At 47.5% G+C, this 26533-nt stretch carries 26 protein-coding genes and 1 other annotated feature; all 26 genes read left to right on the forward strand.

Going from position 1 to position 26533, the window contains the following annotated elements:
* Nucleotides 1-175: 175 nt before the first annotated feature.
* The 26 genes from ACIFQM_RS13895 to ACIFQM_RS14020 all read left to right on the forward strand — a co-directional run bounded on the left by ACIFQM_RS13895 (nt 176) and on the right by ACIFQM_RS14020 (nt 26159).
* Complete coding sequence (locus tag ACIFQM_RS13895; RefSeq protein ID WP_430065694.1) at nt 176-2842, forward strand: valine--tRNA ligase; 2667 nt, start codon at nt 176-178, stop codon at nt 2840-2842.
* A 36-nt stretch (nt 2843-2878) separates the two neighbouring features.
* Nucleotides 2879-4255, forward strand: a complete 1377-nt coding sequence (locus ACIFQM_RS13900; RefSeq protein WP_430044256.1) for a bifunctional folylpolyglutamate synthase/dihydrofolate synthase — start codon at nt 2879-2881, stop codon at nt 4253-4255.
* A 6-nt stretch (nt 4256-4261) separates the two neighbouring features.
* Nucleotides 4262-5641, forward strand: a complete 1380-nt coding sequence (gene murC, locus ACIFQM_RS13905) for a UDP-N-acetylmuramate--L-alanine ligase (RefSeq protein ID WP_430044258.1) — start codon at nt 4262-4264, stop codon at nt 5639-5641.
* A gap of 165 nt (nt 5642-5806) precedes the next feature.
* Complete coding sequence (locus ACIFQM_RS13910; RefSeq protein WP_430044260.1) at nt 5807-7075, forward strand: SPOR domain-containing protein; 1269 nt, start codon at nt 5807-5809, stop codon at nt 7073-7075.
* A 121-nt stretch (nt 7076-7196) separates the two neighbouring features.
* Complete coding sequence (locus ACIFQM_RS13915; protein ID WP_044645689.1) at nt 7197-7439, forward strand: DUF4321 domain-containing protein; 243 nt, start codon at nt 7197-7199, stop codon at nt 7437-7439.
* A 22-nt stretch (nt 7440-7461) separates the two neighbouring features.
* Nucleotides 7462-8070, forward strand: a complete 609-nt coding sequence (locus ACIFQM_RS13920) for a Maf family protein (RefSeq protein ID WP_430044261.1) — start codon at nt 7462-7464, stop codon at nt 8068-8070.
* 13 nt (nt 8071-8083) lie between these two features.
* Nucleotides 8084-8776 carry a RadC family protein gene (gene radC / locus ACIFQM_RS13925; protein ID WP_430044262.1) on the forward strand — a complete coding sequence of 231 codons (693 nt, stop codon included), beginning with the start codon at nt 8084-8086 and terminating at the stop codon, nt 8774-8776.
* A 106-nt stretch (nt 8777-8882) separates the two neighbouring features.
* Nucleotides 8883-9917: a rod shape-determining protein gene (locus tag ACIFQM_RS13930; protein ID WP_430044288.1), complete on the forward strand. Its 1035-nt coding sequence runs from the start codon at nt 8883-8885 to the stop codon at nt 9915-9917.
* 49 nt (nt 9918-9966) lie between these two features.
* Entirely contained in the window at nt 9967-10794 is an 828-nt protein-coding gene (gene mreC, locus ACIFQM_RS13935; RefSeq protein ID WP_430044289.1) for a rod shape-determining protein MreC, read from the forward strand.
* Nucleotides 10794-11324 (forward strand): rod shape-determining protein MreD, encoded by a 531-nt coding sequence (gene mreD / locus ACIFQM_RS13940; RefSeq protein ID WP_283652997.1) that lies wholly within the window; start codon nt 10794-10796, stop codon nt 11322-11324. Before mreC ends, mreD begins: the two co-directional genes overlap by 1 nt.
* A gap of 82 nt (nt 11325-11406) precedes the next feature.
* Nucleotides 11407-12069: a septum site-determining protein MinC gene (minC, locus tag ACIFQM_RS13945; RefSeq protein WP_430044264.1), complete on the forward strand. Its 663-nt coding sequence runs from the start codon at nt 11407-11409 to the stop codon at nt 12067-12069.
* A 3-nt stretch (nt 12070-12072) separates the two neighbouring features.
* Nucleotides 12073-12870: a septum site-determining protein MinD gene (gene minD, locus ACIFQM_RS13950; protein WP_014277587.1), complete on the forward strand. Its 798-nt coding sequence runs from the start codon at nt 12073-12075 to the stop codon at nt 12868-12870.
* Between the two features lie 443 nt (nt 12871-13313).
* Complete coding sequence (locus ACIFQM_RS13955) at nt 13314-14159, forward strand: peptidoglycan DD-metalloendopeptidase family protein (RefSeq protein ID WP_430048331.1); 846 nt, start codon at nt 13314-13316, stop codon at nt 14157-14159.
* Nucleotides 14152-15030 (forward strand): M50 family metallopeptidase, encoded by an 879-nt coding sequence (locus ACIFQM_RS13960; protein WP_430044267.1) that lies wholly within the window; start codon nt 14152-14154, stop codon nt 15028-15030. The genes ACIFQM_RS13955 and ACIFQM_RS13960 overlap by 8 nt, the downstream gene beginning before the upstream one ends.
* A 60-nt stretch (nt 15031-15090) precedes the next feature.
* Complete coding sequence (locus tag ACIFQM_RS13965) at nt 15091-16275, forward strand: Rne/Rng family ribonuclease (RefSeq protein WP_430044269.1); 1185 nt, start codon at nt 15091-15093, stop codon at nt 16273-16275.
* 96 nt (nt 16276-16371) lie between these two features.
* Nucleotides 16372-16459: a sequence feature (ribosomal protein L21 leader region), on the forward strand.
* 13 nt (nt 16460-16472) lie between these two features.
* Nucleotides 16473-16784, forward strand: a complete 312-nt coding sequence (gene rplU / locus ACIFQM_RS13970) for a 50S ribosomal protein L21 (RefSeq protein ID WP_014277583.1) — start codon at nt 16473-16475, stop codon at nt 16782-16784.
* Nucleotides 16785-16797: 13 nt separating this feature from the next.
* Nucleotides 16798-17136, forward strand: a complete 339-nt coding sequence (locus tag ACIFQM_RS13975) for a ribosomal-processing cysteine protease Prp (protein ID WP_430065696.1) — start codon at nt 16798-16800, stop codon at nt 17134-17136.
* 5 nt (nt 17137-17141) lie between these two features.
* A complete protein-coding gene (rpmA, locus tag ACIFQM_RS13980; RefSeq protein ID WP_014277581.1) occupies nt 17142-17459 on the forward strand; it encodes a 50S ribosomal protein L27 in 318 nt (105 codons plus the stop codon).
* A gap of 147 nt (nt 17460-17606) precedes the next feature.
* The gene (locus tag ACIFQM_RS13985) at nt 17607-18344 is read left to right on the forward strand and encodes a Spo0B domain-containing protein (RefSeq protein ID WP_430044272.1); all 738 of its coding nucleotides are present in this window, start codon (nt 17607-17609) and stop codon (nt 18342-18344) included.
* 13 nt (nt 18345-18357) lie between these two features.
* Complete coding sequence (gene obgE, locus ACIFQM_RS13990) at nt 18358-19668, forward strand: GTPase ObgE (RefSeq protein ID WP_430044274.1); 1311 nt, start codon at nt 18358-18360, stop codon at nt 19666-19668.
* 157 nt (nt 19669-19825) lie between these two features.
* Nucleotides 19826-20263: an ACT domain-containing protein gene (locus ACIFQM_RS13995; protein WP_007431685.1), complete on the forward strand. Its 438-nt coding sequence runs from the start codon at nt 19826-19828 to the stop codon at nt 20261-20263.
* A 44-nt stretch (nt 20264-20307) separates the two neighbouring features.
* Nucleotides 20308-21594: a homoserine dehydrogenase gene (locus tag ACIFQM_RS14000; RefSeq protein WP_430044277.1), complete on the forward strand. Its 1287-nt coding sequence runs from the start codon at nt 20308-20310 to the stop codon at nt 21592-21594.
* Between the two features lie 27 nt (nt 21595-21621).
* Nucleotides 21622-22590, forward strand: a complete 969-nt coding sequence (thrB, locus tag ACIFQM_RS14005) for a homoserine kinase (RefSeq protein ID WP_430044279.1) — start codon at nt 21622-21624, stop codon at nt 22588-22590.
* Nucleotides 22587-23486: a prephenate dehydratase gene (gene pheA, locus ACIFQM_RS14010; RefSeq protein WP_430044280.1), complete on the forward strand. Its 900-nt coding sequence runs from the start codon at nt 22587-22589 to the stop codon at nt 23484-23486. The genes thrB and pheA overlap by 4 nt, the downstream gene beginning before the upstream one ends.
* 18 nt (nt 23487-23504) lie before the next feature.
* Entirely contained in the window at nt 23505-24389 is an 885-nt protein-coding gene (gene ilvE, locus ACIFQM_RS14015) for a branched-chain-amino-acid transaminase (RefSeq protein ID WP_014277575.1), read from the forward strand.
* A gap of 162 nt (nt 24390-24551) precedes the next feature.
* On the forward strand, nt 24552-26159 hold the full coding sequence (locus ACIFQM_RS14020) for a LysM peptidoglycan-binding domain-containing protein (protein ID WP_430044282.1): 1608 nt from the start codon (nt 24552-24554) through the stop codon (nt 26157-26159).
* Nucleotides 26160-26533: the final 374 nt, after the last annotated feature.

Below are 26533 nucleotides of genomic sequence, written 5' to 3' on the forward strand. Positions count from 1 at the left end.
ATAAGGCCGGTCCGCAGCCGTTATCTGCATAAGTGTCACACCATGTGTAATGGATCAGTGGATACATACACTAGGGGTGAAACAAAGGTGGTACCGCGAGAGAACAGCCTTTCGTCCTTTGAGGATGAAGGGCTTTTTTTATTTGCCAATTGAAAAATCATGGAGGTATCCTGATATGTCAGAACAAGACAACAAGACAACCTTGGAAATGCCGACAACGTACGATCCAAAATCAGCCGAGAAAAAATGGTACAAAACGTGGATGGAGAAGGGGTATTTCCGCGCTGGACGACTTCCAGAGGCAGAGCCTTTTACAATCGTTATTCCACCACCGAATGTTACAGGCATGCTGCACATTGGACATGCTCTTGATTTTACTTTGCAGGACATTATTATCCGCACCAAGCGGATGCAGGGCTATGACGCATTGTGGCTGCCAGGGGCAGACCATGCGGGCATTGCCACCCAGACAAAGGTAGAGCAGAAGCTGCGTGAGGAAGGCTTGACGCGCTACGATCTGGGACGCGAGAAATTTTTGGAGAAGGTTTGGGAATGGAAGGATCTCTACCTGGACAACATTCATAATCAATGGGAAAAAATGGGGTTCTCTCTCGATTATTCGCGTGAGCGTTTTACGTTGGATGACGGGTTGTCTCAAGCCGTTCGCGAAGTATTCGTCAAGTTGTACAAGAAGGGCCTGATTTATCGCGGTAAACGCATCATTAACTGGGACCCTGCTGCACGTACGGCTCTGTCAGATATTGAAGTGGAATACAAAGAGGTAAACGGAAATCTGTATCACCTGCAATATCCGCTTCAAGATGGCAGTGGGTTTATCACTGTAGCCACCACGCGTCCTGAAACCATGCTGGGTGATACAGCGGTAGCCGTACATCCTGAGGATGAACGGTACAAGCATATGATCGGCAAAACACTCGTGCTTCCGATTATCGGACGGAAAATTCCGGTTATTGCGGACGACTACGTAGAAAAAGACTTCGGTAGCGGTGCGGTTAAAATTACACCTGCTCACGATCCGAATGACTTTGAAATGGGCCAACGTCACCAGTTGCCACAGATTACTGTTATGGACGAAACAGGTACGATGAACACCGAAGCAGGCAAATATCAGGGCCTTGACCGCAGTGATTGCCGCAAGCAAATCGTCGCTGATCTGAAAGAGCAGGGTGTGCTGATCCGTATCGAGGAGCATTTGCATCAGGTGGGCCACAGCGAACGTACAGGTGCGGTTGTAGAGCCTTATCTGTCTACACAATGGTTCGTGGAAATGAAGCCTCTGGCAGCCAAAGCGATTGAAGTGCAGAAGGCTGGCAATGGCGTAAACTTTGTCCCGGATCGCTTTGAGCGTACTTATCTGCACTGGATTGAAAATGTGCGTGACTGGTGTATTTCCCGTCAATTGTGGTGGGGACATCGTATTCCGGCTTGGTACGATGAAGAAACCGGAGAAGTTATTGTATCGGCAGAGGATCCTACAACCTTGCCTGAATATGCTGACAGAAAGCTGAAACAGGATGAGGACGTGCTGGATACATGGTTCAGCTCTGCCTTGTGGCCGTTTTCGACACTGGGCTGGCCTGAGCAGACTGAGGATCTCCAACGCTACTACCCGACCAATGTCTTGGTTACAGGCTATGACATTATTTATTTCTGGGTGTCGCGGATGATTTTTACAGCCCTGGAGTTCACAGAGGGAATTCCGTTCAAGGATGTATTGATGCACGGACTGGTTCGTGATGCGGATGGAAAGAAAATGTCCAAATCCCTCGGAAATGGTGTAGATCCGCTCGACGTAATCGACCAATATGGCACGGACGCCATGCGTTACATGGTTTCTACAGGCAGCACGCCTGGACAGGACCTTCGTTTCCGTTGGGAACGGGTAGAGCAGGCACGTAACTTTGCCAATAAAATCTGGAATGCGTCACGCTTTGCGCTGATGAATCTGGAAGGGGTCACCGCGGCGGATATCGACATTACCGGTGATTTGAGCACAGCGGATCGATGGATCCTTCACCGTTTGAACGAAACTTCACGCGATATCACGCGTCTAATAGATGCTTATGAATTTGGCGAGACAGGCCGTCTTCTGTATAACTTTATTTGGGATGACTTGTGCGACTGGTACATCGAGTTTGCGAAGCTTTCCCTGTATGGCGAGAACGCAGAGGCGAAAAAGAAAACACAGTCCGTACTGGCGTATGTGCTGGATCGGACACTGCGCATGATTCATCCGTTCATGCCGTTTATCTCCGAGGAAATATGGCAGCATCTTCCGCATGAAGGCGAAACGATTACACTGGCCGCTTGGCCTGTTTACGATTCGGCTTTCGAGGACAAGGATGCGGTAGCTGAAATGAATTTGCTGATCGACGTGATTCGCGCAGTGCGGAATATCCGTTCTGAAGTGAACGTACCGATGAGTAAAAAGATTGAATTGCTCGTAAAACCCGGCGATCAAGCCGTTCTCGATATCATTAACCGCAATGGGGAATATGTACGTCGATTCTGTAATACGTCTGAATTCGACACGGGATTGGAACTCTCTGTTCCAGATAAAGCCATGACTTCTGTAGTCAGCGGAGCAGAGCTATACCTGCCGTTAGCCGGGCTCCTTGATATTGCCCAGGAAATTAGCAGACTGGAAAAAGAGCTTCAACATTTGAACAGTGAAGTGGAGCGCGTGGAGAAAAAGCTGTCCAACCAAGGCTTCGTGGCGAAGGCACCAGCCAAAGTCATCGAGGAAGAGAAGGCCAAGCAAGCCGATTATTCGGATAAGCGCGCCAAAGTTATCGCACGGATTGAAGAACTCAAGGGATAATTCCACTAACTATAAAATGACCTGAAGGTGAAGAGGATGTCAGATACAATCAGGGGCGGGGGAGCGGCTCCTTTACAAAGCTATGATGAAGCAGTGGAATGGATTAACGGTCTGATTCCGTTCGGAATCAGACCCGGACTGGAACGGATTGAGAAGTTAATGAGCATGTTGGGGGATCCGCAACGGCATCTTAAATTTGTGCATATTGCGGGAACCAACGGCAAGGGCTCGACCTGTGCTTTCTTAACCTCTGTTCTGCTGAAATGCGGTTATGATGTGGGAACCTTTACGTCTCCGTATATCACCCGGTTTACGAACCGATTCCAATTCAACGGGACGGATATTCCCGATGATACACTGGTCTTACTTGCCAATCGTTTGTATCCGTTGGTCAAGGAAATCGCGGCGAGCGATTTGGGATCACCCACGATGTTTGAGGTATCGACAGCGTTGGCTATTTTATATTATGCAACAGTGACTTTTCCAGATGTTGTGGTATGGGAGACGGGCCTCGGGGGAAGGATGGATGTAACTAATATCGTGAGTCCTATCGTCTCGGTCATTACGAATGTAGGCTATGACCATACGGATATTTTAGGGGATACACTCGAACAGATCGCAGGCGAAAAGGCTGGAATTATCAAGCCAGGCGTACCTGTTGTTAGCTGTGTATCTCAGCCAGAGGCTATTCAGGTTATACGGGAAACGGCGGCAAAAAAGGGAACTACCTTGTATCTAGCAGGAGAACAGTTTACGTATGAACGGCTGAATGGGGACGAAACAGGACAGACTTTTTCGTTTGCGGGACCCTTCCGGCACATGGAAATCGGCATCACGTTGTTAGGCGAGCATCAATGTACTAATGCGGCAGGAGCTCTGATGACACTTGAGGTGCTTCGTCAGTATATGGCTTTTGTGCTGGATGACGCTGAACTACTGGAGGGCTTTAGAGAAGCAGCTTGGGCAGGTCGCCTGGAACAGGTCAGCAGTTCGCCGAAAATTGTTATTGACGGTGCTCATAATCCAGAAGGGGCGCAGACGCTGGCAAAGAGCCTTCCCCAACTGTATTCGTACCGAAAAATGGTTTTAATGATGGGTATGCTGTCAAACAAGCATCATGAAGCATACTTGCAGCATATACTGCCACTAGTGGATACGCTTATCCTGACCGAGCCCGATTTTCGCCGCAAAATGAATGCCGCTGAACTGGCTCATCTCGTGGAGAAGCTGCGGCCGTCCTATGCCAAAACGGATTTAAAAATTATTGTAGAAGGTGACTGGAAAAAGGCTCTTCGCCTGCTTCAGTCACATACGGAAGCGGAGGATCTGGGGGTGGTATCCGGAACACTGTATCTCATTGCGGATGTACGGGCTACCCTTATGTATCAAACCGATTCGGAAAAAGGTTGGTGAAATTTGTTGATTACTTCGGAACATGTTCATTTTATCGGTATCGGCGGTTACGGGATGAGCGCGATTGCTCGGGTCATGCTGGAGATGGGATATACCGTGACAGGCTCAGATGTGGCATCACAGGAGCTGACAGAAAAACTGGCGGCGAAAGGCGCAAAAATATATCTCGGGCACACTCCTGAGCACGTTTCAGGGGCGGACATCGTCGTTTATTCGACGGCACTGTCCCGCGACAATGTGGAGCGGGTGGCAGCAGAGGAGTTGAATATTCCGACCCTGCATCGTTCCCAGATGCTCGCACGGTTGCTTAATGAGCGTAAGGGAGTAGCTGTTGCGGGAGCGCACGGCAAAACGACAACCTCCTCGATGATTGCTCTGGTCATGGAGAGATGTAATGTCGATCCAACATACATTATTGGCGGCGAAATCACGAATTTGGGGACGAATGCCAAAGCAGGCAAAAGCGAGTTTGTCGTTGCCGAGGCGGATGAGAGCGATGGTTCTTTTCTGCAGTATCATCCTTGGCAAGGTATCGTGACCAACATAGAAGCCGATCATTTGGAAAATTATGATGGCGACTTTAATCGTCTGAAAAGTGCCTACGTACAGTTCTTGAGTCAAATCCGGCCGGATGGCGCGGCTATCGTATGTGCTGATGATCAGAATGTACGGGAAATGCTGCCTCAGATTCAGACTCGAGTCATTACCTATGGAGTCGAGCATGAAGCAGATTATACGGCAACGGATATCCAGTTGGGCGACCGTCGTTTAAGCTTTACCATGAATCGCAAAGGGGCGGCGCTTGGAACCATCGAATTGTCTGTACCGGGTAAACATAATCTATACAACGCTATGGCTAGTGTGATTTCTTGCTTGGAAGCAGGCATCCTATTTGAGCAAATTGCTGCGGCTATTGTGGAGTTTCACGGAGCAAAGCGTCGTTTTCAGGTGCTAGGCGAAAGCAATGACATTCTTGTTATTGATGACTATGCTCATCATCCAACAGAGATTGAGGCTACGATTAGTGCAGCTACAGTGACAGGCAAGCGTATTATTGCTGTGTTCCAGCCGCAACGCTACAGCCGTACTTTTTTCCTGCTGGATGCGTTCAGTCGTGCGTTCAGTGAGGCGAATGAAGTCATTATTACCGACATTTATTCTCCAGCGGGAGAAAAACAAATTGAAGGTGTGCATTCTTCGAAGCTCGTGGATTTAATCGTCCAGAACAGCAACGCGAATGCCATCTATCTGCCAACCAAGGAAGCTGTTATCGACGAGTTGAAGGATCGTCTTCAGCCGGGCGATCTTGTGCTGACCATGGGCGCGGGAGATATCTGGAAAGCAGGCGACGCGCTAGCACGTCATCTGCGTGAACAGCAAGTGTAACAAGCATGCATAAAGTGTTACGCTGATGAAATGCAACCATCAGGGTATTCCGAACACGAAACGTGTCTTCGGGATACCCTTTTTTGTAATGTCCGGGGCATATTTTCTCTTCCTGACTCATACAACAGACTATGAGGAAGTATGGGACAAGGAGGGAGTGCATCCGTGAACAAGGCAAAGATGACATTCCGGTTCGAGCAACAGACGCCGGAGACAAGCCGTGAGGAAAAGCTACAGGTGCTTCCATACAAAACCGGGCCGATAACTAGCCAGCAGCGTGAAACAAATAAAGAAGCGGAACGGTATGAAAGCGAGAAACAGTATCAAGCTGCTAACCAGCATGAAAGAGCGGAAAGAATTAACGGCATAGGTGCAAACAGCGGGACTGAACGAATTTCAGAAATTAACGAGCCTCTGGGCGTGAATAGACCTAGTACGAGGCGGCGTTTTGCTCCTGCCCCCATCGTGAAGGAAGGATGGGATGATCCGTTTGGGCGATCAGCAGCTTCCTGGTCAGATACGGATTTTCTGTCAGATCGTACGGAAGAGGATGAAGAAGAAACTCATCGTTCCAGTGAAGAGTACCGAAAGCGTCCGCCCCATCCCTCCAGATGGAAGCTGATTGGCTCAGTAGCCAGTGCGTTGATGACCGGGGGGGTGTTTGGATACATCATGTTGCTGCTTTTTAACGGAGGTGGGGCTGTTCCTGGATCAGATCCGTCAACAGAGGAGGCTATACCGGTTTTTAAAGAATCCGTTAGTACACATACACCATCTGTAAAAGAGAATTCCGCTCCTGTTACAGTTGTATCGGCTCAGGTCCCCCCACAAACCTATTACCTGCTGCAATACGGAGTATTCAGCACCCCTGAACGGGCTTTGCAAGCAAAGGAAGAGCTGTTGAAGGCAGGCATTGCCGCCGGTGGGGACACCGAGGATCAGAACCGAGTCTATGCAGGAATATCGCCAGACAGGGAACAGGCCAAGCTGCTCAGCAATCAACTGAAAACACAAGGAGTTGAGCTGTATGTCCGTGAGCTTCAACTGCCAGGATTCGAAAAAGCAGCTTATGGGGGCGATGGTGAAAAGCTCACTACCTTTTTTCAGCTAAGCAGCACTTTAGTCGGCAAGCTGAGCGGACTTTCCTCATCCTTGCTTGAAGCAGGCGGATCAGGTAAGGCAAATGCCGCCGAAATGAAGGAACTGAACGATCTGCATCAGCAGTGGACACAAAATATCGCTGCGCTTCCCTCCAGTCTGCCGAAGGAAGCGTCTGCTTCCGCATCCACGCTGGAAAAGGCGATGAACAGTGCAGTCTCGGCACTTGGAGAATATAACAAGAACACAGCCAAGGAGCACATTTGGGAAATTCAGTCTTCGATGATGGAATATGTTTTGCATGAGAAGGAATTTATACAATTCATAAAACAATAGATTCTCAATGTTTTCCGGCAAGGAACTGGAAATAGTTCCCCATGCCGGATTTCTGTTTGTATTGCAGTTGAAATCACCGTATAATAATGAAGGTGTCAAAAAATGGCGAGGGAAGATCAGGATGAAAAAAAATGTAGGAATGCTTATACTGTTTTTGTTGCTCGGTTGGCTCTTGGGTGCATGGATTGCCAAAGCCCTTCAATCGATCAAATTCCTTTCCTTTCTGACCCACCCCACTACGATATCCTGGTCGCCGAGAGCGGATCTGGATATTATCAGCTACAACATAACGATAAATTTTGAATTGAGCCTGCTTAGTCTGATCGGCATCATCGCCGCGTTCTGGCTGTACCGCAGGCTCTAACTGATGAAAAGGAGCTTCCCTTATGGACGGGAAAATTACGCCCCGCATTGTTCTGGCATCGACTTCACCGAGAAGGAAGGAATTGCTTTCATTTCTTAGACTGCCCTTTGACGTGATGCCAAGTCATGCGGATGAAAGCACGCCTGATAACTGGACGCCTCAGCAAATTGTGGAGACCCTTGCGGTACGCAAAGCCGAAGTGGTCGTGAACATTGCCAGCCAATCCGAAGAAGATGGATTAGTAATTGGCAGTGATACCATAGTCGTTCTGGATGGTTTGGTACTGGGTAAGCCTGCCGACCATGCAGATGCGGTTCGCATGCTTACAGCATTGCAGGGAAGAACCCACCTTGTATTCACTGGGGTGGCCTGCATACATACCTTAACCGGTAAAACGCTTGTCAGACACCGCCAAACGGAGGTTACGATGAAGCCTTTGAGCCATGAGCAAATTGTGGCATATGTGAATACGGGCGAACCGTCTGACAAAGCGGGGGCGTACGGCATTCAGGGTTTGGGTGCTACGTTGGTGGAATCTATTCAGGGTTGTTATTTTAACGTCGTAGGATTGCCGCTTTCACTGCTGTCGGACATGTTGTCCGAATTCGGAGTGAGCGTGTTGCAACCTTAAAGGGGATAAACATATGTTAGAGTCGCCAACACTGATGCTTCGCGACCTCCCTCAAGAAGAACGACCAAGAGAGCGCATGATGACATATGGGGCGGAAGCTTTAAGCAACGCGGAGTTGCTGGCAATATTGCTGCGTACGGGAACACAAAATGAGTCATCGGTGCATTTAGCGCAGCGTATTTTGCAGCAGGCGGGGAACTTGCGCCAACTGGTGGATATGAGTATGACCGAATTGACCCAGATTAAAGGCATTGGCAATGCCAAGGCGATACAGCTCAAAGCGAGTATCGAACTGGGGCGACGGTTGGCATTGTCACGCCATTTGGAGACCCCGGTGATCAGTTGCCCACGGGACGTGGCAGATTTGCTGTTTGAGCAGCTTCGTTATTTGCAGAAGGAGCATTTTGTATGCCTGTTCCTGAATACTAAAAATCATGTCATTGCCCAGGAAACGCTATCCATGGGCAGCCTGAATGCCGCCATCGTACATCCTCGTGAAGTATTTCGGGCAGCGATCAAATGCAGCAGTGCTTCGATTATTTGCGCTCATAACCATCCGAGCGGTGATCCGAAGCCAAGCCCGGAGGATGTCCAGTTGACCCGTCGCCTGATGGAAGCGGGCAACATCGTGGGCATCGACGTGCTCGATCATATCGTGATCGGGGACGGAACCTTCGTAAGTTTGAAGGAACAAGGTCTGATATAATATACTATTTAAATCAAACATTTAAATCCGACCGGCTAGGCCGGCCTGAATAAACCGTTTATACATGGATAACAGATTTCAGGGAAGAGAAAAGGAGATTAACATCATGCTGGGTGGCTTTACAAAAGATTTAGGAATTGACTTGGGGACGGCAAACACGCTGGTATTCGTAAGAGGAAAAGGGATTGTGGTTCGTGAACCTTCTGTAGTCGCAATACGTACAGACACAAAAACCATTGAAGCAGTTGGTGAATCTGCAAAAAAAATGATTGGTCGTACACCGGGGAATATCCGTGCGATCCGTCCGATGAAGGATGGCGTTATTGCGGATTTTGACACGACTGCAACGATGATTAAATATTTTATTCGTCAGGCGCAAGCCCAACGTTCTTTGTTTCCACGTCATCCGAACGTGATGGTTTGTGTACCTTCAGGCATAACTGCGGTGGAGCAGCGTGCTGTTGAAGATGCGACGAAGCAAGCGGGCGCGCGGGAAGCGTACACGATTGAGGAGCCGTTTGCAGCTGCAATCGGCGCTGATCTTCCCGTATGGGAGCCAACGGGTAGTATGGTTGTCGATATCGGCGGAGGTACAACCGAGGTAGCGGTTATTTCTCTGGGCGGGATTGTGACTAGCCGTTCCGTGCGTGTGGCTGGTGATGAAATGGACGACTCCATCATCCAATACGTGAAGCGTCAATACAATCTGATGATTGGTGAGCGGACTTCAGAACAGTTGAAAATGGAAGTTGGCTCCGCAATGCCGCTGGAACAAGTGGAGACGTCAGAAATTCGTGGACGTGATCTGGTAACAGGTTTGCCGAAGACAATTACGATTACGTCGGATGAAATCAGTGAAGCGTTGTCCGACACAGTGAATGCAATTGTGGAAGCAGTCAAAGTGACACTGGAAAAATGCCCTCCCGAGCTGGCGGCGGACATTATGGACAGAGGTATCGTATTGACTGGTGGCGGAGCACTTTTGCGTAACTTGGACAAGTTGTTGGCGGCTGAAACCGGGATGCCGGTTATCGTAGCGGAAAATCCTCTGGATTGCGTGGCAATCGGTACAGGCAGAGCGCTGGAAAATATTCATTTGTTCAAATCGCGCAGCAGTTCAGCCGTCCGTTCCAAACGTTGAATCGGGGGTGTAGGAACTGTTTAAGCTGTTTGGAAATAAAAGACTATTTATTCTATTGATCGGAATCGTTCTGTTTATTGCCCTTATGGGGATTACACTTGGACAGAGAAATTCCTTAACCTGGCCGGAAAAGTTCGCCAGAGATTCAATTGGCTTTGTACAAGGTATCTTCTACAGGCCCGCTTCAGCAATAGCGGGCTTCTTTGAAGATATAGGGAATATGCGGAGCATTTATAGTGAAAATGAACGGTTGAAAATTGCCGTAGCGCAGCTAACCGCCGAGCAGATTCAGACTTCTAACTTGAAAGAGACAAATGCCAGACTTGAGCAAGAACTGAAATTTACCCAAACGCAAAAATCCAAAAATCAATATGATTATCGGATTGCGCAGGTCAATAGCGTCAGTAATGACTCCAAAACGCTTGTCATTGATATTGGTGAAAAGGATGGGGCCAAGGTTGGTCAGGAAGTCAGATCACTTGAGGGGTTTGTAGGGGTTATTAGTCGCACAGCGAATTTCACTTCTACAGTTACGCTATTGACTACATTAGACCCTAAAAATCCAAATTCTTATGCTATTGCAGCGACAGCACTGGGCAAGGAAAATAATTCGTTTGGTATGATTGAAAGTTATGATCCGGCTACGAACAGATTTCAAATGACTCGCATTGAGGAAAATGATCCAATCGCAAAAGGTGATCAGATCATTACGTCCGGAGCAGGCGGGAAGTTCCGTAAAAATCTGTTGATCGGTACGGTAGAAAAAATCCAGGTTGGCGAGTTTGGACAAACACGTACAGCGATTATCCAACCGGCAGCCAGCTTCGTGGATTGGAAAGAGTTGCTCGTTCTTTACACTCCTGAGGTACCGGAATAATGAAGATACGCGGTCAGGTTTTAATACTGCTGCTGTTTGTACTGTTTATAGCTGAAGGAACGATTCTTCCGTGGCTTCTTCCGGATAGCTGGCATCCGAGAATGGTTCCGAATTTCGTGTATGTCGTCATTTTGTTCGTATCCGTATATTATAGTCGCCATACGGCATTGGTACTGGGTATTGTTTTTGGGCTTATTCATGACGTTGTGTATTACGGGTTTATTATCGGACCTTACTCTTTTGCAATGGGATTGTCGGCTTATTTGCTGGGGCTGGTATTTACAGCTCGACGTGCGCCAATGCCTATCATGATGGGAGCTGTACTGATCGGCAGTTTTCTGCTGGATTCCATGCTTTTTGCCATTGATCATCTGTTCCAGCTGAATCATCAGACTTTTGATTGGGCGCTGGCACAATATATGATTCCTGATTTATTTATCCATTTTCTGTTCGCCCTCATCATTTACGTCCCAGTTCGCAAGCAATTGCAGCGTTTGGATATCCGTGTGAAAAAGGAAGAGAAAGTCTAGGTCTTTTTACACACATTTTGTCCGGGTTAGCAGGGATTTCACGTTCCGGGGACGAAATGATTGAGATAGGAGGGACAGGCTAATGGCGGTGAAATCGAATCATGTCACGATTAAAGGCATCAAAGACGGCCTGGTATTCCTTCTGGACGATCAATGCGAGTTTGAGGATTTGCTGGGTGAGCTGCGTTTCAAGCTGGAGCACAGTCATCAAAATATTTTAACCGGCCCGATTATTCATGTAGACATTAAGCTGGGAAGCCGGGAAGTGACGGAGGAACAGAAGGAAAGCATTCTGGAGATTTTGAGACAGAAGGGGAATCTGCTCATTCGTTCTGTTGAATCACCCGGGCTGCCTTCAGAAGCGCAGGGGAAAGCTCCCATCCACACCGTGACAGGGATTATTCGTTCAGGTCAGGTGCTTCATCATAACGGGAATTTGCTCTTTTTGGGAGATGTGAACCCCGGTGGAATTATAACGTGTACCGGTGATATCTATGTCCTTGGTGCCCTGCGAGGTATGGCGCATGCGGGGATGGAGGGGAATGGCGAGGCAATTATCGCAGCCTCTTATTTTGCACCAACACAGCTGCGAATTTCCGAAATGATCAGTCGTCCACCCGATGAATGGGAGACGCGTGAATCCGGAATGGAATTTGCGTATCTCAAGGACGGCGCCATGCAAATAGATAAAATGAGTAATATTGTGCGTCTGGGCCGCGATTTTAACGTGTTCAAAGGGGTGTAGCACATGGGAGAGGCTATCGTCGTCACTTCAGGAAAAGGCGGCGTCGGCAAAACGACGACGTCAGCCAATATAGGAACAGCGCTGGCACTGCTCGGCAAAAAGGTGTGCTTGGTGGATACGGATATCGGCTTGCGTAATCTGGATGTTGTTATGGGTCTGGAAAACCGGATTATTTATGATCTGGTCGATGTAGCCGAAGGTCGTTGCCGTTTAAATCAAGCCTTGGTCAAGGATAAGCGCTTTGAGGAGTTGTATATGCTGCCTGCTGCTCAAACCAAGGATAAGAGTGCCGTAACGCCGGAGCAGGTTAAGGATATTATTTTGGAGCTTAAAAAGGATTTTGAATATATATTGATTGACTGTCCTGCGGGTATTGAGCAAGGCTTCAAAAATGCTATTGCCGGAGCGGATCAGGCCATTGTCGTAACGACACCGGAAAACGCTGCTGTGCGTGATGCTGACCGGGTTATCGGATTGCTGGAAAGCTCGCATGTGATCTCACCAAAACTGGTGGTTAACCGTATCCGTAACAGCATGGTCAAATCCGGGGATATGCTGGATATTGACGGCATTTTACAAGTGCTTAGCATAGATCTCATTGGGATTGTACCGGATGATGAAATGGTGATCAAGTCAGCCAATACAGGAGAGCCTACCGTCATGAATCCGGATTCACAGGCCGCGATTGCCTACCGTAACATTGCTAGACGGATTTTGGGTGACACAGTGCCACTCATGCAGTTGGATCAGAAGAAAAGTGTGATGACTCGGTTTAAGAAATTTTTTGGTATGGGTGGATGAAGAAAACGGTGAGTTATGGCTGGGAGACGGCTCCGCGTGTGATTTGATCTTACGATCGCTTCGCTTCTTCAGATTCAAATCACCGCTTCGCTACTGCCTACAAAATTCCTACACTGTTTTAAGTAAGAGTATGGATGTAGAGGAAAGATTCCTATGAAGAATTGCAGGCTTTTTTAAGCCGCGTAGTCCCTTCATCTTAATAATGAACACTTAAATAAGTAATGAACTTATTTAAGTGTTTTTGGTTTGTCTTTTTAAACTTCTATAAATCCTGAATCTTAATTTCAGACTCACTACATAACCGCCATATATTTACAGACCATCCGGTGCGCTTGCGTCGGATTTTTTCATTTTCAGATACGTAATCCCGAATCGGACAACATAAGTTGAAGCCCGTCCTCATAAGATGTACCAAACATACCTCGCTGGGGGGCTGGAACAGGATGAATAAAAACTCCGGAATCAAGCAGCGCAGAGAAGAACGCATACAGCAGCTGATCGCGAGAAACAAAGCGGAAGAGTATTCCTCAGGCATGAATCAGGACAGGTACAGGAACAAGGGAATGAAGCCGATGCCAGCAGTCAGTACCAACCGGCCCAGAGACCCGGAAACCGAATGGAAAAATGAACGACAACGCTGGCAGCAATCTTTTGGGGAGAACCGGCGTCCGTCTTTTTGGGTTTCTTTTTGGCGCAGATCTGTGTTCGCTACAATGCTATTTGGGTTGGTGTGGGGATTATTTCGCTGGGATGTTCCCTATGCCGTCAATTTGAGAATGTTTATCGCGGATGCCTTAAATAAGGATATGGATTTTGCAGCTGCCGGACAATGGTATGAAACTTATTTTGATGGGGCCCCGTCCTTTTTACCGATCTTTGGAGAGGAGCCTGAAACACACAAGGTGAATGCAGTCCGCAAAGGCTCGCCGCCAATTCAAGGGAATATAACACAGCCATTTGCGCTAAGTCTCAAAGGAGTGGAAATTGCACCCAATGCTGCTGGTAATGGGGCAATCGCTGTCAAAAGTATAGATGCTGGACGTGTGCTGGACATATTTAATCACCCGGAAAGTGGAATTACAATTACGATTCGTCACACAGGCGGTATTACGGTAATGTACGGACGTCTATCTCGCTCTACCTTAAAGGTAAATGATTGGGTCCAGGAGGGGGACGAGGTCGGTGTGCTGCCAGCAGGCCATAGCGGCAGTGAGACGGCGACTCTGTTTTTTGCGGTGCAGAGAGGAGATCAGTATATTGATCCGGCGGAAGTGGTAGCCCTTGATTAATGTCCGGGGTGTGACTTTGTCTCTGCATCCACTGTTCGTACTGGTGATGCTAAGCTCTGTTTTGACAGGACATTTTATCGAGATCATGACTTTGTTTACACTAGTATTCATTCATGAGCTGGGACATGCGACAACTGCCACGTTGTTGGGGGCGCGAGTACTGACCATACAAATGCTACCCTTTGGAGGAGTGGCCGTCATTGACGATCAGGGGAAGCTCAACGCGTGGAAGGAGATTGTCATTGCGTTGGCTGGCCCTTTGCAAAACGGAATTATGATTGTCATCCTTCTATTGCTTAGAAATGTGAGCGGGGGGGGGCATGAATATATAAATTACATGATTCAGGCAAATGCCGTTATTGCACTGTTCAATCTGCTCCCGATTTTACCACTGGATGGCGGGAAAATAATGCAGGCGCTGCTGAGCTTATTTATCCCATATCACCGTACTCTAGTTTGGACTTTTCGAGCCAGCATCGTGACCAGCCTGCTATTTTGTATCTATGGCATTTCACCGTTATTAAGGCAAAGTGGACCTGTGCATTTAAATCTGCTGGCGGTAGGGATTTTTTTGCTTTATTCTAATATTGTGGATTATCGTAATATCCCCTATCGTTTTATACGCTTTTTGCTGGGAAGGGACGAGCTCTTTTACCGCGAGGCGGCCAAGGGAAGTATTGCCTTGCCAATTGTATCCTTGCCTATGAAACATTTGGAGCCTGTTTTGCGTCTTTTCAAGAGGGACCGATACCATATGGTTTATGTCATGAATGAGCAGGGACGGATTGTAGCCGTATTGCCAGAGCAACGCCTTATTCGGTCTTATTTTGCAACGCGTCCGTCAGATGGCGGAAAATCTAAGCCTAAATAGAAAAGTTAGAAGTTTTTATGGATTGAGGAAAGAGGCTGTATCGAGAGAGGTTGAAAAACCATGAAGCAAATGATTGTACAATGCCAGCAGCAGATGACCCAAATGGCACTGTTAGAAGAGGGACGATTGGTAGAATATGCAGCTGAATTGCCGCGAAAGCGGGGAATTCTGGGATCCTTTTTCAAAGCTAGAGTCGTCAATATACTGCCGGGAATGCAAGCCGCCTTTGTTGATATTGGACAGCGAAAGAATGCCTTTTTATATGTGGATGACGTACTTCACGCCCATTTGGACAAGCAACCTGAGGTGAAGCCATCCATTTCCGAGCTGTTGAAGGTGGGACAGGAAATTGTAGTACAGGTACTGAAAGAGGCCGTGGGTAGCAAAGGGGCTAGAGTAACCACTCATTTTTCACTTCCAGGTCGCTGGATTGTATACATGCCTCGCGCCGATTATGTAGCTGTATCCAAAAAGATCGAGCGTGAGGGAGAACGGGCTCGTCTGAAAGCGATGGGAGAGCAGCTTCGAACAGGTGAAGAAGGAGTCATTATCCGTACAGTTTCGGAGGAAATGAGCAGAGAAGCGATTGAAAATGACCTGAACCAGTTGCGTCAGCAATGGGAAATCATTCAGCGTAAAGCTGCTGAACACTCGGCTCCATGTGAGCTGCACCGGGATTTGAGCATCGTCCAGCGTTTGATTCGGGATGTGTTTACACCGGAGCAGGATGAGCTGATTATTGACAGTGAGGAACAGGCAAAGGAAGCGGAAATATTACTACGTCAAATCAGTCCGCAGAAAGCTCATGTGCGTATATTTCGTGGTGTAGAAGAGACCATATTTAAAGCCTATGGCATCCATGAGCAAATGGAACGTGATTTTGCGCGAAAAGTATGGCTTCAGGGCGGCGGATATATCATCATCGACCATACAGAGGCACTGACTGTCATTGATGTGAACACAGGGAAATTTACGGGGGGCAGCAATCTGGAAGAGACGGTGACCCGGACTAACATCGAAGCGGCTGAAGAGATTGCCCGATTGGTGCGTGTGCGTGATATCGGGGGCATTATCGTCATTGATTTTATTGATATGGAACAAGAGGAGAACCGACGTGAAGTGTCCTCTATGCTGGAGTCTAGGCTGAAAAAAGACCGAACCAAATCATATGTCGTTGGCTGGACACGGCTAGGGCTTTTGGAAATGACTCGAAAAAAGGTACGTGAAGAGAAGACGATTTTATAAGGTGCTGCGTTTCCGAAATCATTTTAAACTAGAGGTTGAATGTGGACGAAGCTTATGCTACAATATTTTAGTATGTGTCATGCGTAAGATTGGCTGCACATGCTGTAACCGCTCCAATCAGGTACTGAAGTACAGCATCCTCAGGGAGGTTGTCACCTGCGATTAGGCGAGTCTGAGACATAAGGAGGTGCAAGCAAATGTACGCAATTATTGAAACAGGTGGTAAGCAATACAAAGTTCAAGAGGGCGATGTATTGTTCATTGAGAAGTTGGAAGCTACCGATGGTGAAACTGTAACGTTCAACCGTGTTCTGGCAGTATCTAGCGACAATGGCTTGACTACAGGTACACCGCTTCTTTCCGGAGCTACTGTAACAGCTACAGTTGAGAAACATGGTCAAGGCCAAAAGGTCATTGTATACAAATACAAACCTAAAAAGAATTACCATGTGAAGCAAGGTCATCGTCAACCGTACACGAAAGTGACGATTGGAAAAATCCAAGCGTAAGAGGGTGCGATAAGTGATTATCGTGCGTATTACACGACTGGAGGATGGCAGCATACAGGGATTTTCTATTAGAGGTCATGCGAATTACGCCAAATCTGGCGAGGATATCGTATGTGCTGGCGTATCAGCGGTAACTGTAGGGACGGTCAATTCGATTGAAGCTCTTACAAACGTTGATATGGAATCGGAAATGGAAAACGGCTTTTTGAGCGCGTATCTTCCCCCTGAAGTTCATCATGAGACGAACGCACAGGTACAACTGTTGCTGGAATCCATGGTAATCATGCTGACAAGCATTGCTGAATCATACGGTAAGTATATTCAAATAGAAAATAAACAAAGAAGGAGGTAGACATTATGTTGAAATTGACATTGGATCTTCAATTATTTGCATCGAAAAAAGGTGTAGGTTCCACAAAAAACGGACGTGACAGTCAATCGAAACGTCTTGGCGTGAAACGTGCTGACGGTCAAGCAGTTACTGGTGGTAGCATCTTGGTTCGTCAACGCGGAACGAAAATTCACCCAGGCACGAACGTGGGCATCGGTAAGGACGACACTCTGTTCGCGAAAGTGGACGGCGTTGTGAAGTTCGAACGTTGGGGCCGTGATCGCAAAAAGGTGAGCATCTACCCGATCGACGTTGCTCCAGTAGCAGCTACCGTAGAAGCTTAATAGCGGCTTAGACACGCTGAAAAACCTCCGGCAATTTTGTCGGAGGCTTTTTTGTATGATGGTAATGAACTGGAAAGTCAGTCTGTGCTATACTGGATTAAGGTTCTTTATTAATCCATTTTAATTATCGCAGAACGGAGAGAAGCCATGTTCCAGCGGATAAGAGCGCCTCATCTGGCGTTGGTTTCCATTCTGATTCCTTTGGTTTTTTCACTGCTCTATCCTGCAGCACTAACGATTATCATATTAGCCGTGTGGTCTGTTATTGCCGCCTGTTTTAGCATGTGGCATATACAGAGACAGGTTGAAGCTGAGCGGAAAGCTGCTTTGCGTTCTTTGGAGCGTACAGCTATCGCAGCTCTCAATCATCACCGGCATGACTGGATGAATGACTTGCAGGTGCTTTATGGCTATATTCGTATGAATAAGCATGATAAATCGGCTGCTTATGTGGAAACAATAAAAGGGCGCGTGGCAGAGGAAAGTAAAATATCCAAGCTCGGTATTCCCTCGCTGGTGTTTTATTTGCAATCTTTTCGCGTGAACGCCGGAAATTTACAGTTGATGGTTCAGGTTGAGGAGCATTTAAAGTTGGACGCTGTCATGTCTCCCGAAGACGGCGAGTCGCTTGCCTCGGCCGTCATAGAAACGGTACGTGCGTATCAATATGGCGGGGGCCGGTCGTCCTGGGGAGAAGTGCGCAGATTGACACTTTATTTCGGTATGGATCAGAATGATGTTATCGTCCGGTTTGAAGGTAGTGACGTACCTGCTGATTTGAATTTGTTAAAGCAGGTCAGATCCGGACACGGAAGTGAACGCATTCGAACAGAGAAGCTTCCTACGGGAGAAATGCTTCAAATTCGGATGCAGTGTCAGACATAAGGAAGGTGTAACCATGTTTGTAGATAAAGCGAAGATTTTTGTTAAGGGCGGCGACGGTGGTGACGGGCTGATTGCGTTTCGCCGTGAGAAATATGTTCCTGAAGGCGGCCCTGGTGGCGGTGACGGAGGTAACGGTGGAGATGTGATCTTCCGCGTCGATGAAGGCTTGCGTACCTTAATGGATTTTCGGTACCAGCGGCATTTTAAAGCTAAACGTGGAGAAAAAGGCCGCAACAAAAGCCAGCATGGAGCCAATGCGGATCATATGATCGTACGCATACCTCCGGGTACAGTCATCATGGATGATGATACGGGTGAAGTAGTGGCAGATATGACACGTCATGGTCAGCAGGTCATCGTAGCCAAAGGAGGACGTGGGGGGCGCGGAAATATCCGTTTTGCCACACCAAACAATCCAGCGCCTGAGCTGGCTGAGAACGGCGGAGAGGGACAGGAACGTTATATTACCCTTGAGCTTAAAGTAATGGCCGACGTAGGCTTGGTTGGTTTCCCTAGTGTAGGGAAATCTACATTGCTGTCAGTTGTCTCCTCTGCAAAACCAAAGATCGGCGCGTACCACTTTACAACGATTACCCCGAATTTGGGGGTTGTGGATGTAGGAGACCATCGCAACTTTGTTATGGCCGATCTGCCTGGATTGATTGAGGGAGCTCATGAAGGCATAGGATTGGGACATGAATTTCTGCGGCACATTGAACGGACACGTATTATTATTCACGTCGTGGATATGGCGGGTTCTGAGGGTCGTGATCCGTTTGAGGATTGGACTAAAATCAACGACGAATTAAAGCAATATAACGCGACATTAGCCGAGCGTCCACAAATTGTGGCGGCGAATAAAATGGATATGCCAGAATCGGAAGAAAATCTGGCTCAATTCAAGGAGCAAATCGCTTCTGTTCGTCCAGATCTCGAAATTATGCCCATTTCCTCGTTGACACGCCAAGGCGTAAAGGAATTGCTCTATCGAGCTGCTGATTTGTTGGATCAAATACCGGACGAGCCAGTTGTTGAGGAAGTAGCGGAAGTGAATGAACGTAAGGTGTTTAAGCTGGATAAGGCAGAGGATGAAGGTTTCACCATTGTACGTGAAAACGATACATTCGTGGTGCACAGTGTCAAAATCGAGCGCATGATGAAGCGTATGCAGCTGAATTCTCATGATGCGATTTTAAAGTTAGCAAGAACATTGCGCCACATGGGTGTGGATGCTGAGCTGCGCAAGCGTGGTGCCGTTGATGGAACGCTTGTACGCATTGCCGATTTCGAGTTTGAATTTGTGGAAGGCAGCAGCTATTATTAAAAATGAAATACTTGTCTGAAGTATGGACGGTTACTACGCTATAGGAAACCCTATAGACGGCAGTAGCCGTTTTTTGTACCGTTAGCTTGCCGATTGACAGGAGTTTCGATATAATGTCCTCTATACAAAAACATAAGTCTTTGAGGAGAGGACGTTCGTGAAAGAGCGCTATTACTTGGTACGGGAAGATATTTTGCCTGAAGCTATCGTTAAGACGATCCAGGTCAAGCTGCTGCTTGCTTCGGGAGATGTTAAAACCGTGCATGACGCCGTGGAGCAAGTTGGGCTAAGTCGAAGTGCCTTTTATAAATATAAGGATGGCATTCATTTGGTCAACCAGTTGGAGCGTGAGCGAATTGTCAATATCTCCATTGATTTGGAGCATCAATCGGGCATGCTGTCCAGAGTGCTTGGCAGGGTGGCAGATTACGGAGGCAATGTGCTAACGATCCAGCAGAGCATCCCGCTGCAAGGCAGAGCTAACGTAGTCATTTCGGTAGAAATGTCCAGACTCAGTGAAGAACTAGGGGTTCTGCTGGAGGGCCTGGAGACTATATCCGGTGTTAAGCGCGTTCGCCTGATCGGGCAAGGTTAAGAGCTATAAAGCTCATCAGATATAAGTTAGCAGGAGGGGAATGGATGAAACCGGTCAAAGTAGGATTGTTAGGGTTAGGAACGGTAGGAACGGGAGTCGTTCGAATCGTGGAAGGAAATCAGGAAGATTTGAGCAGACAAGTTGGTTCGCCGATCATTATTGAGAAAATAGCTGTGAAAAATATAGAGAAGTATCGTTCCATTGAAGTAGATCCCACCAAGCTTACAGAGGACCCGTGGGAGGTCATACGTGATCCCGAGATTGATGTTATTATCGAAGTCATGGGTGGCGTGGATCAGACGAAGAAGTACATTCTGGAAGCGCTGGAGCGCGGTAAGCATATCGTAACAGCGAACAAGGACTTAATGGCTCTGCACGGCTCTGAAGTGCTGGCGCAGGCGCAGGAAAAGCAGTGCGATATTTTTTATGAAGCTAGTGTAGCGGGCGGTATTCCGATTATTCGGACGTTGATTGAAGGCTTCTCCTCCGACCGCATTACTCGTATTATGGGGATTGTGAACGGTACAACTAACTTCATTTTAACCAAAATGAGTCAGGAGGGGGCTTCTTACGAAGAAGTTCTCAAGGAAGCGCAGGAGCTTGGATACGCGGAATCTGATCCGACTTCAGACGTGGAGGGGCTGGATGCTGCCCGTAAAATGGCTATCCTCGGTACGCTCGGCTTCCGTACGGATGTAGAGCTTAAGGACGTAAGCGTTACTGGTATTACAAAAGTATCCAGTGAAGATATCGCCTTTGCCAAAACACTGGGCTATGAAATGAAGCTGCTTGGCATTGCGGAGCGTCAGGGTGATGAATTTACGATCAATGTTCAGCCGACGATGGTACGCAAGCAGCATCCTTTGGCCTCGGTGAATGGGGTATTCAACGCGGTTTATGTACACGGTGAAGCCGTGGGTGAAACCATGTTCTACGGTGCGGGCGCAGGAGAAATGCCGACAGCAACATCGGTTGTGGCCGATCTGGTGGCTGTAGTGAAGAACCTCAAGCTCGGCGTGAATGGGCTTAAGGCCATCGTACCTTATAACCCTAAAAAAATCAGCAGTGACGAGGATGTGTATTTCAAAAACTTCGTACTTCTGCATGTAGATGATAAGGCTGGAGTATTGGCGCAGATTACACAGGTATTTGCTGAATTCGACGTCAGTCTGGCATCTGTGGTGCAGCAGCCGAATGAGGTCAATCCAGATGCTGAAATTATTATCGTTACCCATTTGGCTAGTAAGGCGAGTATGAAAAAGGTTCTGGAGCATTTTGAATCTCTGGATGTCATTCGCCGTATCAAGAGTGTGTATCGAGTTGAGGGATAGTTCAAAAAAGCAGGAGGAATTGCTTGTATGACTGTTTTAAAAACGGCAAGAGTGCGTGTGCCTGCAAGTACCGCCAATTTAGGCCCCGGTTTTGATACATTGGGCATGGCGTTGTCCTTGTATGCATGGGTTGAATTGAAAGAAGCCAGACAGACGGCTTTCCATTTATACGGGAACGAAATGAACGGCATACCCTGGGATAAAACGAATCTGATTTATAAAGTAGCACAAATGGTTTTTCAGGAGGCTGGAGTACTAGTTCCTGAGCTGGATATTTCAATGTATTCGGATATTCCACTTACCCGTGGTTTAGGCAGTAGTGCTTCAGCGATTGTGGGTGCGCTTGTAGCTGCAAATACGCTGATTGGCTCACCTCTGTCAGATTCCAAGCTGTTTGACATGGCAAGTGCTATTGAAAAGCATCCTGACAATGTGGGAGCCTCCTTGTTTGGCGGCATTATTACAGCGATGTGGGATGGCAAACATGCCAAGCATTTACGGCTTGAGCCGGATGAAAATCTGGAGGTTTTGGTAGTCATTCCAGATTTCCAATTGTCTACCTCCAAGGCCAGAGAGGTTCTACCCGCGCATGTATCCTTGAAAGATGCCGTATACAATGTGAGCCATGCTTCGATGCTCGTAGCGGCATTGGCATCTGGCCGAACTGATTTGATCGCCGAGGCGATGCAGGATCGGCTTCACCAGCCTTATCGGGCGGCGCTTGTACCGGGTATGACGGAGATTTTGCAGGAAGCGCATCATTATGGTGCTTTGGGGGTGGCTCTCAGCGGAGCTGGACCGACATTGCTGGCATTGGCGGATCGCCGGGAAAACCGGAGAGCGGAACTGGAACAGTATTTAACCGAAACGATGAGCAAGGAAGGAATCACTGCATCTGTTTTAAAATTGCGCCCAGAGAACGAAGGCGTTAAAGTATATACAGATGAGAAAGAGATTCCTTTTATGGACATGATCAAAGGGGAAGTTACGATATGAAACGAATTGCACTTCTTCCGGAGGGAACGGTTTCCCATGAAGCGATTCGGTATTTGATAGGGGATACGCCCTGTGAATTGCTATTTTATAAGTATATAGCAGATGTATTTCAGGCTGTGGACAAGGGAAAGGCTGACTACAGTGTAATTCCGATTGAGAATACAATTGATGGCTCTGTAAGTCTGCATATGGATTTGCTTGTACATGAGGTGGACATTCAGATGCAAGCGGAATGGGTGTACCCTTCTATTCAAAACCTCATTGGATATCGCAGTGAATTTACCAATGACCGGGGCGAGCTGGATTTGAGCAAAGTGGTCAAAATTATGTCTCATCCCGTGGCGCTTCCGCAGTGTAAGGAGTTCATACAGACTACAGCTGCTCAGGCTGAGTTGGAGAGTGCAGGAAGTACGGCGGAAGCCGTCGAAATTGTTAAACATAACCCGGGTAAAGGCTGGGCTGCTTTGGGAACCAAGCTTGCGGCTTCCAAGCACGGACTGGATATTTTGGCCAGCAAGGTGACCAATCACGATAATAATTTTACCCGCTTTGTCCTGATCGGACATCAGCCTATCAGCCTCCCGCGTAAACCTGAAGGTCAACGGACCAGTATTTTGGTGACACCACCGCAGGATTTTCCGGGAGGGTTGCATCAGGTATTATCTGCATTTGCATGGCGCAGGTTGAATCTGTCACGGATTGAATCGCGCCCGACCAAAAAGCAACTGGGGAACTACTATTTTTACATTGAAATTTTGGAATCCATAGATTCTGTCCTGCTTCCCGCGGCATTTGCTGAGATTGAGGCTTTGGGATGTCACGTGCGTATCCTTGGTTCCTATCCAAGCTACAAGTATGTTGAAGCAGCGATCGAACCTATTTTAGAAGAACAATAATCGGAGGTGCGGTTCTTAATGGCAGAGCAATGGATTTATCTAGATGGACAGCATGTAACTAAGGAAAATGCAAAGGTTTCCGTATATGATCATGGGTTTTTATACGGGGACGGGATATTTGAAGGCATTCGAATTTACAACGGTAATATTTTTAAATGCAAAGAGCACTTGGATCGTCTGTACGATTCTGCAAAATCAATTCAGTTAAACATTCCGCTGTCTCCTGATGAAATGCTGGAAGCGATGGCGGAAACAATCCGTCTTAACGAGATGCGTAATGGATACATTCGCCTGGTTGTATCGCGTGGTGCGGGAAATCTTGGGCTTGATCCTCTTCGCTGTCCGAAAGCAAGTGTTATTATTATCGTGGAGCAACTCGCCATCTACCCCGAGGAAGCTTATCTGACCGGGCTAAAGACGATTTCCGTCTCTCAGCGTCGCAACATTCCAGATGCTTTGAATCCGAAAATCAAATCGTTGAATTACCTCAACAACATCCTGGTGAAAATCCAGTCTAACTACGCTGGTGTGGGCGAGGCTATTATGCTAAATTCCCAAGGATATGTGACAGAGGGTTCCGCAGACAATATTTTTATCGTCAAAAACGGAGTATTGTATACGCCGCCTTGCTATCTGGGAGCGCTTGAGGGTATCACGCGTAATGCTATTATCGACTTGTGCGCCGAGCTCGGATATGCGCTCAAGGAGCAGCCTTTTACGCTGCATGATGTGTATGTCGCTGATGAGGTGTTCTTTACGGGAACTGCAGCAGAAGTTATTGCTGCTTATGAAGTAGATGGTCGTACGATTGGTTCTGGCGTTGCGGGTCCGGTGACTTTGGAGCTACTGGCCGAGTTCCGCAAGATCGTGGATCAAGACGGCTATAAAGTGTGGCAGGACTAAAAATAGTGAATCCTTTTGACTGGATGCCCGCAAGGGGATTCGGTTGAGAGGATTTTTTTGTTTGTATGGGGTCATTCGCCCGGGAAGTGCATAGGATGTAATAACAGAAGCCGGGCGTTTATCCTATCCTGCCCGAACGAATGTCTAGGAGGTTTGTGACCTGTGAAAATACACATCGTTAAGAAAGGCGACACACTGTATTTGCTTGCCCAGAAATATAATGTGTCGCTGGAAAAAGTGATTGCGGCCAATCCCCAATTGGCTGATCCGAATCAGTTAAGTATCGGCGAGAAAATCAAAATACCGGCAGACCCTGTTGCGATGCAAGAACAGCCATCAACGGTTTATCAGCACAAAGTCAAGCAGGGTGATTCATTGTGGAAGTTGTCCAAGGCATGGGGAGTCCCACTCAAGCTAATTATTGATGCTAATTCCCAACTTAAAAACCCGAATGCTCTACTGGTTGGGGAAACCGTCAATATTCCTCAATACAAAGGCGAGGCAAACAGTCCTGCTTCGAATCAAAAGAAGAACACAGGTGTCAAGCAAGAGTCAACAAAGCCTGAATCAGAGTCAGCAGCACCAACTGCAAATAATGAAAACGAAAACCTACCCCAGACCAAGACGGAACAGACTCAACCTAAAGCGGAGCTAACTCAGCCCAAGTCAGACAACACACCTATCCCTAAAGAGCAGGTGAACCAGCCTAAGGAAATAGTGAACGCTCCCAAGCTGCCTGAATTGAAACTGCCCGAAATTCCGATAGCGCCCATAAACCCACCTCCTCCTCAACCTATAGCCTCGCAACCAGTTCAACCAAAACCACAGCTGCCTGCAAATGTTGAACTTAAGCCTGTAACTGAGAAATTTTGCGGTTGCACGAACTTGGAGCCAACGACAAATTCCCAATGGCCGATGCAGCAGCCAACGCATGATTACAACTCACCAACAAATATGGGACCAAACTCATGGTACCCAGGCATCGGGGTTGCCCAGCCATGGGGGAATGCGCCAGTAAATACTTCCTTTGTAGAGCAATGGACCCCTTCGGTAGCCCCCAACCAGGGATATCAGCAAGACTGTGAGCACCCATGGAGTTGGGGAGCTGTACAAACAGCGCCTATAAATGTTCAACCGACACCATATCCTGTCTATCCGGACTGCATGTGCCCGGGGTATCATCCAAGCTGCGAAGCGGCTGAGAATACATCCTATCCTGTCTATCCTCCATTTATCCATCAAGGTTACCCGCAACATCCTGAGAGTGCAGTCCAAGGCAGTCAGTGGGGCCATGAATGGGGATCCCCCCATCACAGCTTGCCTATGGGCGGGTATGTATCGGACTATAGCCAGATACAAGGGCAACAATCCGCGAATCTCCCGCATCATCCGTTCGCCCATGAGAATGCACCTGTGAATCCATTAGAGGGGTATACCACTCCCTATATGTTTTTGCCTGACTGCGGCTGCCGGGAGGGGAAGAGGGAGTCAGAACCAGGTTTCTCCGGAACGCAGGGAAATGGCGACAATCTGAATATTGGATCTCAAAACGAAGTTAACTCTTCTCCCAAACATAAAGATAGCAATGCGCGTAAAGGCAAGGGGAAAGATAGCTCAGGCAATACAGCCAAAGAAGAGACATCCAAAGCCAAGGTTTCAGGTAAAAATGGTACTGCTAAAAATCAAAATTCTCGCAAGACGGTAACAACTGCTTCCTATTCCACTGCCCGTAGTTCCCGCTCTCGCAAAAATCCCTGGATTAAGGACTGACAAAACGGAATTAAAAGTGGAGGTAAACTCCATGAAGGTGAGATCAGCTTTTGATTGACCCAAAAGAGAAATGTAAAATAGTAAGGCTGTTATTCCTCGGAAACGGAATGACAGTCTTCTCTTTTCGTTTAGAGGTGAGGGCATAGAAAAATAAATTAAAAAAGATGTTGCTAAGTAACAGGAGAATATGATATATTCTTATAGCTGTCTTTTCTGAGATAGTTAGCAACACAAAGCAGAATGAAAATGCTTGAAAAATTATCTTAAAAAAGTATTGCAAAGCCTTGGGAAACATGATATATTATTTAAGTCGCCGCTGAGATGCGGTGTTGAAATGAAGAAAAAGAATATGAAGGTTTGATCTTTGAAAACTG

Source organism: Paenibacillus sp. NRS-1782 (assembly GCF_050467685.1).
GTDB lineage: Bacteria > Bacillota > Bacilli > Paenibacillales > Paenibacillaceae > Paenibacillus > Paenibacillus terrae_A.